At 73.0% G+C, this 17540-nt stretch carries 12 protein-coding genes, 1 rRNA gene and 2 pseudogenes; 3 read left to right on the top strand and 12 right to left on the bottom strand.

Annotation, left to right across the window (positions count from 1 at the left end; translation table 11 throughout):
* Nucleotides 1-278: 278 nt before the first annotated feature.
* Both ACFO3J_RS31820 and ACFO3J_RS31815 read right to left on the bottom strand, forming a co-directional pair.
* The gene (locus ACFO3J_RS31820; RefSeq protein WP_386436965.1) at nt 279-902 is read right to left on the bottom strand and encodes an NUDIX domain-containing protein; all 624 of its coding nucleotides are present in this window, start codon (nt 900-902) and stop codon (nt 279-281) included.
* A gap of 72 nt (nt 903-974) precedes the next feature.
* A complete protein-coding gene (locus ACFO3J_RS31815) occupies nt 975-2627 on the bottom strand; it encodes a CTP synthase (RefSeq protein WP_386436962.1) in 1653 nt (550 codons plus the stop codon).
* A 594-nt stretch (nt 2628-3221) separates the two neighbouring features.
* Between ACFO3J_RS31815 and ACFO3J_RS31810 the strand changes: the two genes are divergently transcribed.
* Entirely contained in the window at nt 3222-5045 is a 1824-nt protein-coding gene (locus tag ACFO3J_RS31810; protein WP_386437151.1) for a glycoside hydrolase family 15 protein, read from the top strand.
* 123 nt (nt 5046-5168) lie between these two features.
* Here ACFO3J_RS31810 and ACFO3J_RS31805 read toward each other — a convergent pair whose 3' ends face one another.
* From ACFO3J_RS31805 to ACFO3J_RS31780, 6 genes are all read right to left on the bottom strand, one after another.
* Nucleotides 5169-6293, bottom strand: a complete 1125-nt coding sequence (locus tag ACFO3J_RS31805; protein WP_386436959.1) for a glycosyltransferase family 4 protein — start codon at nt 6291-6293, stop codon at nt 5169-5171.
* A 368-nt stretch (nt 6294-6661) separates the two neighbouring features.
* A complete protein-coding gene (recN, locus tag ACFO3J_RS31800) occupies nt 6662-8413 on the bottom strand; it encodes a DNA repair protein RecN (RefSeq protein WP_386436957.1) in 1752 nt (583 codons plus the stop codon).
* A gap of 234 nt (nt 8414-8647) precedes the next feature.
* On the bottom strand, nt 8648-9562 hold the full coding sequence (locus ACFO3J_RS31795; RefSeq protein ID WP_386436954.1) for an NAD kinase: 915 nt from the start codon (nt 9560-9562) through the stop codon (nt 8648-8650).
* Nucleotides 9559-10365, bottom strand: a complete 807-nt coding sequence (locus tag ACFO3J_RS31790; RefSeq protein WP_386436952.1) for a TlyA family RNA methyltransferase — start codon at nt 10363-10365, stop codon at nt 9559-9561. Before ACFO3J_RS31790 ends, ACFO3J_RS31795 begins: the two co-directional genes overlap by 4 nt.
* Nucleotides 10366-10372: 7 nt before the next feature.
* Nucleotides 10373-10690 carry a hypothetical protein gene (locus tag ACFO3J_RS31785; protein WP_386436949.1) on the bottom strand — a complete coding sequence of 106 codons (318 nt, stop codon included), beginning with the start codon at nt 10688-10690 and terminating at the stop codon, nt 10373-10375.
* Nucleotides 10683-11642, bottom strand: a complete 960-nt coding sequence (locus ACFO3J_RS31780) for a histone (RefSeq protein WP_386436947.1) — start codon at nt 11640-11642, stop codon at nt 10683-10685. The genes ACFO3J_RS31785 and ACFO3J_RS31780 overlap by 8 nt, the downstream gene beginning before the upstream one ends.
* 130 nt (nt 11643-11772) lie before the next feature.
* On the opposite strand from ACFO3J_RS31780, the gene ACFO3J_RS31775 reads away from it, so the two are divergent.
* Nucleotides 11773-12120, top strand: coding sequence for a sterol-binding protein (locus ACFO3J_RS31775; protein WP_386436944.1), 348 nt, complete (start codon nt 11773-11775; stop codon nt 12118-12120).
* Between the two features lie 44 nt (nt 12121-12164).
* Here ACFO3J_RS31775 and ACFO3J_RS31770 read toward each other — a convergent pair whose 3' ends face one another.
* Complete coding sequence (locus ACFO3J_RS31770; protein ID WP_386436941.1) at nt 12165-13193, bottom strand: HAD-IIA family hydrolase; 1029 nt, start codon at nt 13191-13193, stop codon at nt 12165-12167.
* A 79-nt stretch (nt 13194-13272) separates the two neighbouring features.
* Between ACFO3J_RS31770 and ACFO3J_RS31765 the strand changes: the two genes are divergently transcribed.
* Nucleotides 13273-14562: a DUF1015 domain-containing protein gene (locus tag ACFO3J_RS31765; RefSeq protein ID WP_386436938.1), complete on the top strand. Its 1290-nt coding sequence runs from the start codon at nt 13273-13275 to the stop codon at nt 14560-14562.
* Nucleotides 14563-14944: 382 nt separating this feature from the next.
* Here ACFO3J_RS31765 and ACFO3J_RS31760 read toward each other — a convergent pair.
* The 3 genes and pseudogenes from ACFO3J_RS31760 to rrf all read right to left on the bottom strand — a co-directional run.
* Nucleotides 14945-15656 (bottom strand): annotated as a pseudogene (locus ACFO3J_RS31760) (hypothetical protein); the annotation flags it as partial.
* A 486-nt stretch (nt 15657-16142) separates the two neighbouring features.
* Nucleotides 16143-17063, bottom strand: a pseudogene (locus ACFO3J_RS31755) (hypothetical protein); the annotation flags it as partial.
* 159 nt (nt 17064-17222) lie between these two features.
* Nucleotides 17223-17339: ribosomal RNA gene (gene rrf / locus ACFO3J_RS31750) — 5S ribosomal RNA — on the bottom strand.
* Nucleotides 17340-17540 lie beyond the last annotated feature (201 nt).

Genomic DNA, 17540 nt, shown 5'->3' with positions numbered 1-17540 from the left:
GGGCACGCTCCCGGCTGGGTGGGTGGTCGTCGCTGTGCCGCCCGCGAGGGGCGTGCGCCGAGCCTAGTTCACGCGGTGCGGCCCTTCCCCGGATGCGACGCGACCGCCAGGGCCATGATCACCCCATCGGATCATCGCGCCATCCGATCATCAGCCCGGACGGTGATCAGTGCCGGACCGAGGCCGGGACCGGTACCCGGGAGCGGCCGGACGGGCCGGTTCGACCGGGGCCCCGCAGCCCTCCCCGTCGCCGAGTCACTCGCCGGTCACTCGCCGGGTCACTCGCCGAACGGCCGGGCCGGCCACGGCGCGTCCGCCGGGCGGAGCGTCTCCAGCCCGCCGCCGGCCAGCGCGGCGGACAGCGCCAGCACCGCGACCACCAGGCTGATGTTGTGCAGTTCGCCGGCCAGCACCGCGCGGACCAGCTCGTCGAGCGGCACCCGGGCGGTCTCCATGTCGGACTCCTCGTCGGAGGTCTCGAAGCGCTCGCCCTCGGCCGCGGTGATGTCCCGCGCGAGGAAGACCCGTACCGCCTCGTCGGACCCGCCCGGCGAACTGTAGAAATCGGACAGCACCCGCCAGTCGCCCGCCTTGACGTGCGCCTCCTCGAACAGCTCGCGCTGGGCGGCGTGCAGCGGGTTCTCGCCGGGGACGTCGAGCAGCCCGGCCGGGATCTCCCAGAGCTTGTGCCGCACGGGGTGGCGGTACTGCTTGATGACCAGGACACGGCCGGTCTCGTCCAGCGCGAGGATGGCGACGGACCCGGGGTGCACCTGGTAGTCCCGGGTGGCGGTGCCGCCGTCCGGCATGACGACCTCATCGGTGCGGACGCCGGTCTTCTTGCCGGTGAAGGGGGTGGCGCTGGCCACCACCTGCCACTCCTGCGGGGTGTCCTGGAGCATGCTGCGCCTTTCCGGGGTTCTGTGGTCCGTCGGACGACTCGGGGTGGGACGAATCGGGTGGTCGGGGTGGGCTCAGCCCTGCTTGGCCGCCACCGCCGCCGCGACGAGCCCGGCGAACAGCGGGTGCGGCCTGGTGGGCCGCGACTTCAGCTCGGGGTGGGCCTGGGTGGCCACCAGGTACGGGTGCGTCTCGCGGGGGTATTCGACGTACTCCACCAGCGTGTTGTCCGGCGAGGTGCCGGAGAAGACCAGGCCGGCCTTCTGCTCCAGCTCGACCCGGTAGGCGTTGTTGACCTCGTAGCGGTGCCGGTGCCGCTCCTCCACGTACGCCTGGTCGCCGTAGACCTCGCGCACGATGGAGCCCTCGGCGAGCTTGGCCGGGTAGGTGCCCAGCCGCATCGTGCCGCCCAGGTCGCCCTTGCCGTCGACGATGTCGAGCTGCTCGGCCATGGTGGAGATCACCGGATGCTCGGTGGCCGGGTCGAACTCGGTGGAGTTGGCCTCGGCGACGCCGACCAGATTGCGGGCCGCCTCGATGACGATGCACTGGAGGCCCAGACAGAGTCCGAGCAGCGGGACGCGGTTCTCACGGGCGAAGGTGACGGCCATCACCTTGCCCTCCACCCCGCGGTCGCCGAAGCCGCCGGGGACGCAGATCGCGTCCACGTCGGAGAGCTGCGCGGCGGCGCCGGCCGGGGTCCGGCAGTCGTCCGAGGTGACCCACTTGATGTGCACCTTGGCGTTGTTCGCGAAGCCGCCGGCCCGCAGCGCCTCGGTCACCGACAGATAGGCGTCGGGCAGGTCGATGTACTTGCCGACCAGGGCGACCGTCACCTCGTGGGCGGGCTCGTGCACCCGCTTGAGCAGGTCGTCCCACTGGGTCCAGTCCACATCGCGGAAGGGCAGGTCCAGCCGGCGGACGACGTACGCGTCCAGGCCCTCGGTGTGCAGCACCTTGGGGATGTCGTAGATGGACGGCGCGTCGATCGCCGCGACCACCGCGTCCTCGTCCACGTCGCACATCAGCGAGATCTTGCGCTTGATCGCCACCGGCACCGGCCGGTCGGCGCGCAGCACGATCGCGTCGGGCTGGATGCCGATGTTGCGCAGCGCGGCCACCGAGTGCTGGGTGGGCTTGGTCTTCAGCTCGCCGGAGGGGCCGATGTAGGGCAGCAGCGAGATGTGCACCACGAACACATTGTCGCGGCCGACCTCGTGGCGTACCTGCCGTACCGACTCCAGGAACGGCAGCGACTCGATGTCGCCGACGGTGCCGCCGACCTCGGTGATCACCACGTCGACGTCGTCGGTGGCCATCCGGCGGATCCGGGACTTGATCTCGTTGGTGATGTGCGGGATGACCTGCACGGTGTCGCCGAGATACTCGCCGCGCCGCTCCTTGGCGATGACCGAGGAGTAGATCTGCCCCGTGGTCACGTTGGCGGAGCCGGCCAGATTGACGTCGAGGAAGCGCTCGTAGTGGCCGATGTCCAGGTCGGTCTCGGCGCCGTCGTCGGTGACGAACACCTCACCGTGCTGGAAGGGGTTCATCGTGCCCGGGTCGACGTTGAGGTAGGGGTCGAGCTTCTGCATGGTGACCCGCAGGCCGCGCGCCTTGAGCAGCGCGCCGAGGCTGGAGGCGGTGAGCCCCTTGCCGAGCGATGAGGCCACGCCACCGGTGACGAAGATGTGCTTGGTGGTGGTGGGTTTCGGCGCAATTGCCAACAGAGGGCTCCCGTGGTCGCGAGGTGAGGGGCGAAACGGCGTTCGTACCTGGGAGCGCCGTCGCGGCGGTTCAGTGGTTCGGCCCACCGGCCCACGGGCTACCAGGGTATCAGCGCCGCCGCGGTGCCCTCCCCGGCGGCACGTGCCACCGGCCGCTTTCCGCTGCTCGAAGGCGGGGTGCGGATGATGTGAGAAGCTCGTGGGAGTGTTGTGCGGGCCTCGCGACGACGAAGTGCGAGGTGGGTGGTACTTCCGTTTCGCGGACGTTACGGCTTTTGGGCCGCGAGGTTGCCAGGAGTCACCCGTTCGGCTCAGCGGAGATCACCGAGAGACGCACACCGGCCGTCGCGAAGACGTATTCTGCTCGAACGCACTGCGCGAGCAGCCCGGCACACGGCACCATCCCCGCCCTCCTCCGGATCGCTGAGCTCGTCCCAGGTCCAGACCACATCGAGTTCCACCTCCCCATCCCCATTCCCGAACAAGATCCCCGAACAGATCCCTGAGCAGATCCGGACCCGACAGACCCAGACCTGCGCTGTTGTTCGTTCCCAAGACCGCAAGACCGTCCCGCGGGGGCGGCGCCGTGTTCGACTGGAGTTGCACGTGGCCGGGCGTATCGAGGACTACGCACTCATCGGTGATATGCAGACCGCCGCCCTGGTCTGCAGAGACGGCACGGTCGACTGGCTGTGCCTGCCCCGCTTCGACTCACCGGCGGTGTTCGCCGGTCTGCTCGGCACCGATGAGCACGGTTTCTGGCGGCTGGGCCCCGCGCATCCGGCGGGCACGCAGCCGCCCCGGGCCACCCGCCGCCGCTACCGGGGCGATTCGCTCGTCCTGGAGGCCGAGTGGGACACCGACCGGGGCACGGTCCGGGTGATCGACTTCATGCCGCCGCGTGACGGAGCGCCGCAGCTGATCCGGATCGTGGAGGGTGTCAGCGGCCGGGTGCCGATGTGCTCCTCCCTGCGGATGCGCTTCGCGTACGGGCAGGTCACGCCGTGGGTGCACAAGGTGGGCGACCGCACGGTCGCGGTGGCCGGGCCGGACTCGGTCTGGCTGGACACCGAGGCGGACACCTACGGCGAGAACCTGACCACCTACTCGGAGTTCACCGTCGCCCCCGGCGACCGGCTGGCCTTCACCATCAGCTGGGAGCCCTCGCACAAGCCGCAGCCCTCGCTCCCGGAACCCGAGGTCGCGCTGGTCAACACCGAGGACTTCTGGCGCGGCTGGGTCGAGCAGTGCACGTACACCGGCCCGTACCGGGAGGCGGTCGTACGTTCCCTCATCACCCTGAAGGCGCTCACCTACGCGCCGACCGGCGGGATCGTCGCGGCGCCCACGACATCGTTGCCGGAAGACATCGGCGGTGTTCGTAACTGGGACTACCGCTTCACCTGGCTGCGGGACGCCGCGATCACGCTGTCCTCGCTGCTGCGCACCGGCTACCGCGACGAGGCCCGTGCCTGGCGCGAGTGGCTGCTGCGCGCGGTGGCCGGCGACCCGGAGAACCTGCAGATCATGTACGGCATCGCCGGCGAGCGCGAGCTGGGCGAGAACGAACTGCACTGGCTGCCCGGCTATGAGAACTCCGCGCCGGTCCGGATCGGCAACGGCGCGGCGCACCAGCTCCAGCTGGACGTCTACGGCGAGGTGACCGAGGCGCTGCACCTGGCCCATATGACGGGTCTGGCCCGCAACGACTACGCCAGCGTGCTCCAGCTGAAGATGATCCGCTATCTGGAGAAGCACTGGAACGAACCGGACGAGGGCATCTGGGAGGTGCGCGGTCCGCGCCGCCACTTCGTGCACTCCAAGGTGATGGCCTGGGTCGCCGTCGACCGGACGGTCAAGCTGATCGAGTCCGGCGAGGTGGACGGTCCCCTGGAGCGGTTCAGGGATCTGCGGGACGAGATCCACTACGACGTGTGCGAGAAGGGCTACGACCGGCGGCGCAACACCTTCACGCAGTCCTACGGTTCGCGCGAGCTGGACGCGTCGCTGCTGCTGATCCCGCAGATGGGCTTCCTGCCGCCGGACGACAAGCGGGTGATCGGCACCATCGAGGCGATCCAGCGCGAACTGTCCACCGAGGACGGCTTCGTGCTGCGCTACCCGACCTCCCGGGACTCCAGCGGCGACGAGAATCTGGACGGCCTGCCCGGCGACGAAGGCGCCTTCCTGGCCTGTTCGTTCTGGCTCGCCGACGACTTGGCGATGATCGGCCGGGTGGAGGAGGCGCGACGGCTGTTCGAGAAGCTGCTGGTGCTGCGCAACGACCTGGGACTGCTCGCGGAGGAGTGGGACCCGCGCCGCAAGCGCCAAGTGGGCAACTTCCCGCAGGCGTTCAGCCATGTGCCGCTGATCGACACGGCGCTCAGGCTCACCGCGGCCGGAGCGTTCCGGGCCTGACGGGCCGCTCTGCCCGGGCTGTTGTCGCGTTCCGCGGCCCGGGCCTGCCGCCGCCGCTATGTACGTTCGACGGCATGCTGACTCACCCGGCTCGGCCGCTCACCGGCCGGGCCGCCGGTCCGATCAGGTCCCCTGGATCAACTCGTCGTAGACGCTGAGCACTTGGGCCACCGTGTCGTCCTCGGTCGGCCAAGTGGCGGCCTGGGCGCGGCCGGCGACGGTGAGCGCGGTACGTCGGGCCGGGTCGCCGAGCAGGCCGGTGACCGCTTCGGCCAGTGCGGCGGCGTCGCCGTAAGGGATCAGGACGGCGGCCTCGCCGACGAGTTCGGGGGTGCCGCCGACCGCGGTGGCGACCAGCGGCACACCCGCGTGCAGCGCCTCCTGGGCGATCAGCGCCCTGGCCTCCCAGCGGCTGGGCAGCACCACCAGGTCGGCGGCGGACAGCAGTTCGGGGATGTCGTCACGGCGGCCGAGCAGGAGCGCCGGCAGCCGCCCGGCATTGATCCGCCGCTCCAGGGCCGCGCGTTCGGGTCCCTCGCCGGCGATGACGATCAGCGGTCGCGGTTCGGGCCCGGCCCAACGGGCGGCGGCGTCGAGCAGCACGTCATAGCCGTTGTCCGGCTCCAGGCGGCCGACGGCCAGCAGCAACGGCCTGTCGACGGCGCCGAATTCGGCCCGGATCTTCTGCCGGTGGCGCTCCCCGTCGGCCGGTGGCCGCGGCGGCCGGGCGATCGGGCGCGGTACGGCGGCCGGGGCCAGCCGGACATCGCGGGCGCCGTGCGCGCGGGCCCGGTCCACCAGGTCGGAGGAGACACCGAGGACGACGGCCGCGCCGCGTACCGCCCGCCGCTCCAGCCAGCGCAGCATCAGGCCGCCGTCGTGCGGGCCCTCGGTGCCGTGCCAGGTGACCACGAGCGGGGTACGCCGGCCGCCGAGCGCCAGCGCGGCGAGCAGACCGGCCCGCAGTCCGTGCGCGTGCACCAGGCCGACGCCGGTGAACGCGGCCCGCAGCGAGCCGACGGCGGGCGCGTCGGCGGCCGGGCGGCGGCCGATGTCGACCGGCAGGAAGCGGGCTCCGGCCCCGGTGAAGCGGTACTCCCGCTCGGTCGCGGCGGGCCCGCACACGGTCACCTCGATCCCGCGCGCCACCAGGCCGCCGGCCAGCGAGCTGACGTGCGCTCCCGCCACCGTGCTGAGCACGTGCACGGCGTGCAGCGGGCCCTGAGCGGGGTGCGGGATGCTGCTCACCTGGGGTGGGGCTCCTGACTCGGCGCCGGTCGGGAAGGGCGGGGCGGGTGTGCGGTGACCCGTCAAGGATGCCAGTTCCGGTCCGCTCACCCGGGCCGGGGATCACCCGTACGGGTGTGCCGGGCGGCCCCATCGGTCAACGTGCCGTATTCGGGGGGCGTTCCACCACCGGGGTCCGGTCGGGATACGCATGGCCGCGGCGGGGATCCTCCCCGCCGGCACCCGGTCGTCGAGCGCCGTCGTCGCGGCCTTCCTGACTTCTGCCCGGCGACCGGGCCGCCAAGCCGGGACCGCCCGCGGATGAGGAGGGCGGGGGCGCCGGCGGGGGGCGCGCCGGCGAGGACACCGCGCCCCGGGGTCCGCCCGGGTCAGCGGGCGGCCTTGGCGGCGGCCAGCAGCTCTTCCGCGTGGGCGCGGCCCAGCTCGGAGTCCTCCAGCCCCGCGAGCATGCGGGACAGTTCGCGGACCCGGGCCTCGCCCTCCAGCACGGTGACACCGCTGCGGGTCACCGACCCGTCATTGGTCTTCTCGACCAGGAGCTGGCGGTCGGCGAAGGCGGCCACCTGCGGGAGATGGGTGACCACGACGACCTGGGCGGTGCGGGCGAGCCGGGCCAGGCGCCGGCCGACCTCCACCGCCGCCTTGCCGCCGACACCGGCGTCCACCTCGTCGAACAGATAGGTCGGCACCGGGTCGGACCCGGCGAAGACCACCTCGACGGCCAGCATGACCCGGGACAGCTCACCGCCGGAGGCGCCCTTGGCGATCGGCCGGGCCGGCGAGCCGGGGTGCGGGGCGAGCAGGAGTTCCACCTCGTCGGCGCCGCTCGGTCCGTAGACCACCGCCCGGCCGCCCACATCCACCCCGGCCTCGGGGTCCGCCGCCTCGGTCTGCCGGATGGCCACGGTGACCCGGGCGTGCGGCATCGCCAGCTCCGCCAGTTCCGCGGTGACGGCGGCGGCGAAGCGGTCCGCCGCTTCCTCCCGGGCGTCGGTCAGCAGCTGGGCCAGCGCGCTCAGCTCGGCGCGCAGCACATCGCGCTCCGCGGTGAGTTCGGCGATCCGGTCGTCGTCGCCCTCGAGTTCGGCGAGCCGGGCGACGCTCTGCGCGGCCCAGGCCACCACCCCGTCGATGTCCTCGCCGTATTTGCGCACCAGGTGCGCCAGCACGGCCCGGCGCTCCTCCACGGCGGCGAGCCGCAGCGGGTCCGCGTCCAGATTGTCCGCGTAGCCGGCCAGCTCTCCGGCGACGTCGCCGAGCAGGATGCCGACCTCGCCGAGCCGGGAGGCCAGCGCGGACAGCACCGGGTCGTGCGCGCTGACCGCGTCGAGGGAGCGCTGCGCCCCGGCGACAAGGGTGACGGCGTCCACGCCCTCGGGGTCCTCGGGGTTCCCGGCCAGGGCGGCGTGCGCCATGGTGGCGGCGGCGGCCAGCCCTTCGGCGTGCCCGAGCCGTTCCGCCTCGGCGGCCAGCTCGGCGTCCTCCCCGGGCAGCGGCTCGGCCGCCGAGACCTCCTCGATGCCGAAGCGCAGCAGGTCGGCCTCCTGGGCGCGTTCCCTGGCCCGGGTGGTCAGCTCCTCCAGCTCAGCGGCGACCTCGCGCAGCCGCCGGTAGGCGGAGGCGTACTTGGCCAGCGGTACGGATACGGCGCCGCCGGCGTAGCGGTCGAGCGCGTCGCGCTGCCGGGCCGGGCGCAGCAGGCCCTGCTGGTCGGTCTGGCCGTGCACCGCCACCAGGTCGTCGGCGAGTTCGGCGAGCAGTCCGACCGGGACCGTACGCCCGCCGACATGCGCCCGGGAGCGGCCCTCGGCCGACACCGTACGGCTGATCAGCAGCTCGCCGCCGTCCAGCTCGGCGCCGGCCTCGGCGGCCCGGACCGCTGCCCGGGCCGCGGGGTCCATGGTGAGCCGGCCCTCGACCACCGCCTGCTTGGCGCCGATCCGCACCAGCGCCGGGTCCGCCCGGCCGCCGAGCAGCAGGCCGAGACTGGTGACGACCATGGTCTTGCCCGCGCCGGTCTCGCCGGTGACCGCCGTGAAGCCGGGTGAGAGCTCCACCACGGCATCCTCGATGACTCCGAGCGACCGAATCCGCATTTCCTCCAACACGGATACGACCATACGAGGTTTGCCACCCACCGCGCGACGCGCCTGCCCCGCAACGGCCCCGCGCGGGCCTCCGACACCGGGCCGGGGCCTGCCGAATCCCTCCCCCGGTCACCGTCGGGAGGCGCGTCCGGCGCCCGGCGATCCGGGGGCGCCTTCCGAGGGTGCCCCCACACCGAAGGCAGCGGGGAGCACCGGACACCGCGGGCTCCGCCCCCCGGGCGGACGGGCCTGTGCGTGCGGCGCCACCTAGTGCGGCGCGCCCCGCCAGCCCGCGACCGGCAGGGCGAACTTCGCCACCAGGCGGTCGGTGAAGGACGCGTGGTGCAGCCGGGCCAGCCGGACGGGGACGGCGCCGCGCCGGACCTCGACGCGCGCGCCCGCGGGGAGTTCCACGGTGCGGCGGCCGTCGCACCACAGCACGCCGTGCGGGGTCTCGGGCTGCACCTCGACGGCGAGCACCGAGCGGGGTGAGGTGACCAGCGGTTTGGCGAACAGCGCGTGCGCGCTGATCGGCACCATCAGCAGCGCCTCCACCTCGGGCCAGACCACCGGGCCGCCGGCCGAGAAGGCGTAGGCGGTGGAGCCGGTGGGGGTGGCGCAGACCACGCCGTCGCCGCCGAAGCGGGACACCGGGCGGCCGTCGACCTCGGTGACGACCTCCAGCAGCCGCTCGCGGGACGCCTTCTCCACCGACGCCTCGTTCAGCGCCCAGTCGGTGTGCACGACGTGGCCGCCGTTGCGGACCAGCACATCCAGCGTCATCCGCTCCTCGACCTCGTACTCACGGGTCACCACCCGGTCCACGACCTTGTCGAGGTCGTCGCGCTCGGCCTCGGCGAGGAAGCCGACCCGGCCGAGATTGACGCCGAGCATCGGCACCCCGGAGGCACGGGCGAACTCCGCGCCCCGCAGCAGGGTGCCGTCGCCGCCCAGCACGATGATCAGCTCGCAGCCCCGCACGGCGCCGGGTCCGACCTCCCCGACCAGTTCCACCGAGGGCGGCAGCGGCAGATCGGCCGCCTCGTCCGCCAGCAGCCGAACGCCGATGCCGGAGCGCAGCAGCGCGGTCACCACCAGCTCCGCACTGCGGATCGCCGCCTCCCGTCCGGTATGGGTGAGCAGGAAGACGGTTCGGTCCTGGCTTTCGCTTTTCACGGTCAACGGGGCCCCTCCGCCACAGCGCGGTCGACATCGGCCGGGTCCAGTGCGGGCGCTCCGGTCCGCAGCCACAGAAAGTACTCCACGTTCCCGGACGGACCGGGCAGTGGACTCGCGGTCACACCGAGCACGCCGAGCCCCAGCCCGGCGGCCTGCCCGGCGACCTTGCGGACGCTCTCCGCACGCAACTCGGTGCTGCGGACCACTCCGCCGCTGCCGAGGCGCTCCTTGCCGACCTCGAACTGCGGCTTGACCATCAGCACCAGGTCCGCCTCGGGCTCGGCGCACCGCACCAGGGCGGGCAGCACCAGGCCGAGCGGGATGAAGGACAGATCGCCGACCACCAGACCCACCGGCCGGCCGTCGATCATGTCGAGCGTCAACTCCCTTACGTTCGTGCGGTCCTTCACGGTGACCCGGTCGTCGCTCCGCAGCGACCAGGCCAGTTGCCCGTAGCCGACGTCCACGGCGACGACCTCGGCCACGCCGGCCCGCAGCAGCACATCGGTGAAGCCGCCGGTGGAGGCGCCCGCGTCCAGCGCCCTGCGGCCGGCCACGGCCAGCCCGAGCGGGGTGAACGCGGCCAGCGCGCCGGCGAGTTTGTGGCCGCCGCGCGATACGTACTCGGGCTCGTCGCCGTCCTCGGCCACCACGACGGCGGCGCTGGTCTCCACCTGGGTGGCCGCCTTGGTCGCGGTGGCGCCGCCGACGGCCACCCGGCCGGCGGCGATCAACTGGGTCGCGTGCTCCCGGGAGCGCGCGAGATTCCGGCGCACCAGCTCAGCGTCGAGTCGGCGTCGTGCCACGTGCAGTTCAGCCCCTGTTCTCGTCCAGCGCGGTGAGCGCGTCCCGCAGCCCCCGATGCACATCCTCGTACACCTCGATGTGCGCCTGGGTCGGCAACTCGTCCGCGTCGCCGAGGCGCACAACCGCCGTATCGACCTCAGCATTCCCCGTGGCACCGACGACGACTCCCAGCGGCAGGGGTTCGGCGGGTCCGGGGGCGGGCGCGTCGGCGGCCCCGGACGGGTCGGCGGGGGTGCCGACCGGGGCGAGCGCGGGAGTGCCGGCGGCTGCGTCGGCCGGCCGGGCCGCGTACGGCTGCCCGCCTGTCCCGGTCGGCTCACTCATCGCCGGACCCCGCCTTTCCGGACCCCGCCCTTCCGGGCGCCGGTGTTTCGGCCGACGGCTTCGGGGCGGCGGTCTTCCCGGCCGCGGGCGCCTTCTTGGCGGCGGTGGTACGGGACGGGTTGGCGGTCTTGCGCGGGGCGGCCTTCTTCGCGGCGAGGTCGGCGGGGGTGGCCTTCTCGGCGGCGGCCTTCTTCGCCGGTGCCTTCCTGGCGGACGCCTTCCCCGCGGCGGGGGCCTCCGCCGCGGTCACCGTCTTCTTGGCCGGGGCCGCCTTCCTGGTGGTGGCCGCCTTCTTCGCGCCGACGGTGGCCCTGGTCGTCCCGGACGCCGCGTCGGAGGCGGAGGCCTTACGGGTGGTGGCGGTCTTCTTGGCCGCCGTCTTGCGCGCGGCGGCCTTCTTGGCCGGGGCGGGCGCCGACTTGGGGCTCGCCTTCGGCGTCTGCGCCGGCTTGTCGGTCGGCGCCGGCTTGACGTTCGGTACGGGCTTGACCGTCGGCGAGGGCTTGGAGGTGGTGGTGCGGGCCGGGCGGGCGGGCTGCTCCGGTGCGGGTTCCGGCTCGACCCGGACATGTTCGACCGGCGGAGCCTGGTCCGAACCCGGCGCGGGCTGCGCGGGGTTCTCCAGATTGCGGATGCGGCGTTCCAGGGTCTCCAGCACGACGCCGACCTTGGTCACCTCGTCGGCGATCCGGCCCACCCGGCCCATGCCCTTGTCGATCTCCTCCCGGATCAGCCCGAGCAGCAGGTCGCGGTTGGCCCGGCCGGAGGCCATCAGCTCGTCGGCGAGGGTCTGCACCTCGGCCGGGACGGCGGAGCCGATCCGCTGCTGGAGGGCCCCGACATCGATGCCGGTCTGGCCGATGAGGTCTCTGGCCGCATCGACCGTACGGCGCCGGGTGGCCTCGGTCAGGCCGCCCGCGATCTGCAGACAGGTACGCAGCGCGTCCCGCATCGCTCTCACTCCTCGCCTCGCCGTTGACACATGTGGTCACGACGCTACCGCCTCCGGCCACCCGGGCCCGCTCACCTGCCCTGCGGTACCGTCATCCGGACGTATCACGAGATCGGGGGAATCCGTTCCGATGGCCACCATCGAGGAGTGCCGCGCCGCACTCGACCGACTGTCGGCGAACCTCTCCCGGGCCGAGGGCGACGTACGCACCGCGGTCGCGCTGGACCGGTCGCTGAGCTGCCACCTGACGGACCTGGACATCACCTTCGTGGGCCGGCTGGCGGGCGGCCGGATCGAGGACGTGACGACGGTGGCCGGCACACCCGCCGACAGGGCCGAGATCCGGCTGACGATGAAAGGCGACGACCTTGTGGCGGTGGTCGGCGGCGAGCTGAACTTCGCCCGGGCGTGGGGCAGCGGCCGGATCAAGCTGCAGGCAGGTCTGCGGGACCTGCTGCGGCTGCGCTCACTGCTGTAGCGAGCCCGCGCCCACCGCCCGCCGCTTCGGCCGGAAGTCCGCGCTCAGCGATGACCCAGGCCCAAGCCGGTCAGTGCCTTGTCCGCGTCCAGGCGGCACGAGCCGTCCCCCGCCGCCGTCCACGCGGCGGCGCACAATGCCCGCAGGCCGTCGACCGGTTCGCCCCCGCCGTCGAGAACGAGCGTGTCGGAGGACGCCGTCGCCGTCCAGCCGCCGCAGCGGAAGCCGTCGCCGGCCGGGTCCACCGACGGGTGCGCGACGAGCAGCCCGCGCAGATCCGCGGCCACATACGTCGGCCGCTGCTTCGGCTCGGCGGCCAGCAACTGCCCGGGGGTGGACACCCCGGTCAGGACCAGCAGGGAGTCCACTCCCCCCGCGCACGCCCCCTCGATGTCCGTATCGAGCCGGTCCCCCACCACCAGCGGCCGCTTCGCGCCGGTACGGATCACCGTCTCCCGGTGCATCGGCGGCAGCGGCTTCCCCGCGACCTGCGGCGTGGCGCCCGTCGCGATCCGTACCACCTCCACCGCCGCGCCGTTGCCCGGCGAGATACCCCGGGCGGTGGGAATCGTCAGATCGGTGTTGGACGCGAACCAGGGCACTCCGGCGCTGACGGCGTAGGCCATCTCGGCGAGCTGCGGCCAGCGCAGCTCCGTCGAGAAGCCCTGCACCGCGGCGGCGGGCGCGTCCCGCGCCGACTCGACGGGCACCAGCCCGCGTTCCCGCAGCGCCTCGAACAGCCCCTCCCCGCCTACCGCTAGCACATTCGACCCGGCCGGGACCTGATCGGCGATCAGCCGCGCCACCGCCTGCGCCGAGGTGATCACCTCCTCGGCGGCCGCCGGCACGCCGAGCCGGGTCAGATGCTCGGCCACCGCCTGCGGCGTACGGGACGCGTTGTTGGTGACGTACGCCAGCGCCATCCCGTCGCGCCGGGCCGCCGCCAGCGAGTCCACCGCGTGCGCGATCGCGTCCCCACCGGCGTAGACCACCCCGTCGAGGTCGAGCAGCGCGGTGTCGTAGGCCGTGTCGAGCGCTTGCTCGCTGCCGTTCGGACGGGTCCGGTGGGTCATGGCGGGGCTCGCTCCTCGTCGTGGGTCGATGGCTCGATCATCCCTCATACCCGCCCGCGACAGGACGTAGCATGCGCTGATGAGCATTCCCGGTCCGGCCGGCCCCGCGCGCCCCGCCCCAGAGCGCGGTCTTCACCTGGCGCCCTTCCGCGGCCTGCGCTACGTACCGGAACGGGTCGGCAGCCTCGCCGCGGTCACCTCGCCGCCGTACGACGTCGTGGTGCGCCCCGACGAGCAGCGTCAACTGGAGACCGCCGACCCGTACAACGTGGTGCGGCTCATCCTGCCCGAGGGACCCACGGCCGGCGAACGCCACCGCGGGGCCGCGCGGACGCTCGCCGACTGGCGGCGCGAGGGCGTGCTCGCCCCCGACCCGCGCCCGGCGCTCTATGTGTACGAGCAACTGGACGGCGGCCACCTCCAGCGCGGTGTGATGGGGGCGCTGCGGCTCAGCCCGCCCGAGGAGGGCGTCGTACTGCCGCACGAGGAGGTGATGCCGGGACCGGTCGCCGAGCGCGCCGCCCTGATGCGCGCCACCCGCGCCAACCTCGAACCCCTGCTGCTCACCTACCGCGACGGCGAACCCACCGCCCGGCTGATCGACCGTACCGCCGCCGACACCCCGCCGCTGCTCGCCACCACCACCGAGGACGGCGTACGCCACCGGCTGTGGGCGCTCACCGACCCCGCCGAAGTGGCCACTGTCCAGGCCGATCTGGCCCGGCACCAGGCGATGATCGCCGACGGCCACCACCGCTGGGCCACCTACCTCCGCCTGCGGGAGGCCCAGCGGCCCGGTACGCCCTGGGACTACGGCCTGGTGCTGCTGGTGGACAGCGCCCGCCATCCGCTGCGCGTACGCGCCATCCACCGGGTGCTGCCGCGCCTCCCCCTGGACGCGGCGCTCTCGGCGGCCCGGGACGTCTTCCGGGTCAGGACGCTGTCCGGCCCGCTGGACCAGGCGCTCACCGCGCTGGCCGGGGCAGCCGCCGAGGGCAACGCCTTCCTGCTCGCTGGGGACGGCTTCCAGCTGCTGGACCGGCCGCGACCGGACCGGCTGGCCGGCTCCCTCCCCCACGACCGCCCCGAGCAGTGGCGGCGCCTGGACGCCGCCGTGCTGCACCATCTCCTGCTCGACGACGTCTGGCGGATCCCCGACACCCCCGAGGACATCCGCTACATCCACGACACCGCGGCGGCCGTCGAGCTCGCCCGGCAGCACGGCGGCACGGCGGTGCTGATGCATCCGGTGCGGGAACAGGTGGTGCTGGAGCTGGCCCGTGCGGGCGTGATGATGCCGCGCAAGTCCACCTCCTTCGGGCCGAAGCCGGCCGGCGGGCTCGTCATGCGCTGCCTGGACCTGGGCTGAGCCCGCACCGTCCGTAACGGCAACCGCCGAGGGCGGCACCCGCTGGTGTTCGGGTGCCGCCCTCGGCGGTGTCGGCGGCGGGGGCCGCCGCGGTCGGACCGTCAGTCCTCGTCGCGGTCGTCGCGGGCGGGCTCGCGGAAGGGGGAGACCAGGAAGGACGAGGGGGCGGCGTCGCCGGGCGACTCGGCCTTCACGTCGTCGTCTTCTTCGTCCTCGTCCTCGTCGTCCCCGTCTTCGTCATCCTCGTCGTCGTCAACGTCATCAACGGCGGTGTGATCGTCCCGGCCGACCACCGCGGATACGCCGGCGGGCGCGGCTTCTTCGTCCTCGTCATCGAGGTCGTCGTCCAGGACATCCTCGTCGGTGCCCTCGTCCTCCACCGCGTCGGTGGCGCGGGCGGCCGTCGTGATCTCGTCCGCTCCGTCCTCGGCCTCCTCGGCCTCCTCGGCCTCCTCCTCATCGTCCACGACATCGACGAACTCCAGGCCGTCGAGCTGGGCGAGCCGGTCGGACGCGTCGGTGGTGCCGTTGTGGTCGGCCTCCAGCGCCTTGGCGAACCAGTCGCGGGCCTCGCCCTCCCGGCCGACGACAAGCAGCGCGTCGGCGTAGGCGTAGCGCAGCCGCGCCGTCCACGGGTGCACCGCACTGGCCGCAAGCTCGGAGCTCTGCAGGGTGACCACGGCCGCCTCGGCCTGGCCCATGTCCTGCCGCGCGCCGGCTGCGACCAGGCGCATCTCCACCTGGCCGGCCTTGTCCAGCTTCTGCACCTCGGGCGCGCCGGCCATCTCCAGCGCCCGCTCGGGCCGCCCGAGTCCGCGTTCGCAGTCCGCCATGACGGGCCACAGGTCGACGGTCCCGGTCATCCGCCGGGTGGTACGGAACTCCGCCAGCGCTTCGGCGTACCGCTCGGTGGCGTACGACGCGAAGCCGGCCGCCTCCCTGACGGCCGCGACACGAGAGGCCAGCCGGAGCGCGACCCGCGAGTAGGCGTAGGCCCGCTCGGGGTCCTCGTCCAGCAGCTGGGCGACCATGACCAGGTTGCGCGCCACGTCGTCGGCGAGCGTCTTCGGCAGACTCATCAGCTCCTGCCGCACACTCTTGTCGAGCTCCTGTCCGGTCACCTCGTCCGGGATCGGCAGCCGCCTGATCGGCTCACGGTGGTCACGGCGCTCGTCCCGACCGTCCCGGTTCTCGAACCGCCCACGACCCTGCACCGACGGCCGCCGCCCGAAATCACGGCCGTCCCGGTCGCCGCCGCCCTCCTGGCGCGGCCCACGGGGACGATCGTCCCGGCGGTCGTCACGGGGACGGTCATCCCTGGGACGGTCGAAACGCGGACGGTCGTCGCGGGGGCGATCATCACGCGGCCGGTCGTCACGGCGGAAACCACCACCGCTGGGGCGATCGTCACGGGGACGGTCGTAGCGCGGGCGATCGTCACGGGGACGATCGTCCCTGGGACGGTCGAAACGCGGACGGTCGTCGCGGGGACGATCATCACGCGGACGGTCGTCACGGCGGAAACCACCACCACTGGGACGATCATCACGGGGACGGTCGTAGCGCGGGCGATCGTCACGGGGACGATCATCACGCCGATCATCCCTCGGACGATCGAAACGCGGACGGTCGTCGCGGGGACGATCATCACGCGGACGGTCATCGCGGCGGAAACCACCACCGCTGGGGCGGTCGTCACGGCGCGGGCCGCTCGACCGGTCATCACGGGGACGGTCGTAGCGCGGGCGGTCATCGCGGCGGAAGCCGCTGCCACCGCCGGAGCGGTCATCGCGTGGGCGATCGTCACGGGGCCGGTCGTCGCGACGGAAGCCGCCACCACTGGGACGGTCCCCGGCCGGCCGGTCGTAGCGGGGGCGGTCACCGCCGGGGCGGAAACCACCACCGGAGCGGTCATCACGTGGACGGTCGACCCTCGGACGGTCGTCACGTCGGAAACCGCCACCGCCGCCAGTGGGGCGGTCGCCACCCGGACGGTCGTAGCGCGGACGGTCGCCGCCCGGGCGGAACCCACCACCGGGCCGATCGTCACGACGCGGCGCACCACCGGAACGATCGTCACGCGGACGGTCATCCCTCCGGAACCCGCCACCTGAACGGTCATCACGAGGGCGGTCGTCACGTCGGAAACCGCCACCGCCGGCGCCGCCACCGGGGCGGTCGTCACGACGGAAGCCACCACCGCCGGGGCGATCGCCACCGGGACGGTCGTAGCGCGGACGGTCGCCACCGGGGCGGAACCCACCCGAGGGCCGGTCATCACGACGCGGCGCACCACCGGAACGATCGTCACGCGGACGGTCGCTCCTCGGCGGGCCGTCACGGCGGAAGGCGGCGGCACCGCCGCTCGGGCGGTCATCACGGCGCGGGGCTCCGCGGTCGTCATCACGGCGGGGACCACGGGGGCGGTCATCACGCCGATCATCACGCCGATCGTCGCGGCGGGGAGCGCCGCTACGAGAGTCCCGACGCTCAGGGCGTTCGGGCCGGTCTTCGGGTGAGTTGGACATCGACGTGACTCCTGTCGGATTGTGCTGCTGTAGTGCGCGTCTCCCGTACCGTCCGAGAGATCGTGCGTCGAGGTAAAACAAAAAGACCCCCGGTCCCAGCGCTTAGGCCAGGACCGAGGGTCCAGAAAGATTGTTCGGCGGTGTCCTACTCTCCCACAGGGTCCCCCCTGCAGTACCATCGGCGCTGAAAGGCTTAGCTTCCGGGTTCGGAATGTAACCGGGCGTTTCCCTAACGCTATGACCACCGAAACACTATCGGGCCATCCCGCTACTGCGGGATATCGACAGAGTCCAAGCGAACAAGCACACTCTTCAATTGTGTGAACTGGTTCGACCGGTGCGACTGTTCGCAACCCGGGAACCAAACAGTGGACGCGAGCATACATGGACAAGCCCTCGGCCTATTAGTACCGGTCAGCTCCACCCCTCACAGGGCTTCCACATCCGGCC

The organism is Streptomyces polygonati (assembly GCF_042650325.1).
Classification (GTDB): domain Bacteria; phylum Actinomycetota; class Actinomycetes; order Streptomycetales; family Streptomycetaceae; genus Actinacidiphila; species Actinacidiphila polygonati.
This window is presented reverse-complemented; position numbering and strand designations above follow the sequence as displayed.